The following is a 1,191-nucleotide window of genomic DNA, read 5'->3' as shown; positions in this document are numbered from 1 at the left end:
TCGGCGGAGGGGGAGCCGCCGTGGGCGTCCGGGCGGTCGTCGTCCTCGGCCTGCGGCCCGTGCGCTCCGGCGGCACGGGCGTCGTCCTCGGCCTCGAGCGCGCGCTCCCCGGCGAGGCGCGCCTCGTCCTCGGCCTGCAGCGCGTCGTCCTCGGTCAGGCGCGCCTCGTCCTCGGCCCGCAGCTCGTCCTCCTCGGCGAGCCGGGCCTCCTCCTCGGCCTGCCGCGCGTGCTCCTCGGCGAGGCGGGCGTCCTCCTCGGCCTGGCGGGCGCGCTCCTCGGCCAGCCGGGCGGACTCCTCGTCGTGGTGCCGCGCGAGGTTCTCGGCCTCGACCCAGCCCGCGAGCTGCTCGAGCATGCCGGTGGCGTCCTCACGGACCTCGGCGTCGTCGGTGGCCACCCCGTGCAGCAGCCAGCGGACCAGCGCCATCTCCCCGTGCAGCACGGCCCGCCGCAGCAGGTCCTCGTCGACGGAGCCGTGGCGCGACGAGCGGTAGGCCTGCAGCACCTCCGCGACGGTCTCGGGCTCGGCGCCCACCGCCAGCCAGGCGAGGTCCTCGGCGGGGTCGCCGACGTGCAGGTCGGTCCAGTCGAGGACCGCCGTCACCTCCTCGCCGGTGACGACGAGGCGCTCCGCGACGAGGTCCCCGTGCACCACGGTCGGCGAGAAGTCCCACAGCGAGGTGTCGTCGAGCACGGCCTCCCAGCGCTCGAGCAGCACCGGCGGGACCTGCGAGGTGGTCGCGCCGCGGTCCAGCTCGTCGAGGCGGCGCCGGCGCACCTCGCCGGCGTCGCGGACCGGGACACCGGCGCGCTCGACGACCGCCGTGGTCACGTCGTGCAGGGCGGCCAGGCTCCGGCCGACCGACCGGCACACCCCGGGCGACGCCGCCAGGCGCAGCAGGTCGACCGGGCGGCCGCGGGGCGCGGGGAACACGATGGCCCGGCCGCCCTCGGGCAGCGCGACGTCGGCGCGGGGGCGCGGCACGTCGAACGGCAGCACGCCGGCGAGCAGCCGGACGGCCTCGGTCTCGGCGTCCACGCGGACGCCGGCCTCCGCGGTGCGCGGTGCCGTGACGACCCAGATCCCGCCGTCGGCGTCGTGGACCAGGGCCGCGTCCACGTCGTCGCGGCCGGCGTGGGCCGGGGCGACCGCCACGGGGACCGTGCCCGGCATGGCCCCGACGAGCAGC

The 1,191-nt window shown here is 78.7% G+C and carries 1 protein-coding gene; it reads right to left on the bottom strand.

Annotated features, from left to right (window positions below):
* On the bottom strand, positions 1 to 1,191 hold a 1,191-nt coding region (locus tag WCS02_RS20475), incomplete at both ends, for a phosphotransferase (protein WP_340296165.1).

The sequence above is a fragment of the Aquipuribacter hungaricus genome (assembly GCF_037860755.1).
Lineage (GTDB): Bacteria > Actinomycetota > Actinomycetes > Actinomycetales > JBBAYJ01 > Aquipuribacter > Aquipuribacter hungaricus.
This window is presented reverse-complemented; position numbering and strand designations above follow the sequence as displayed.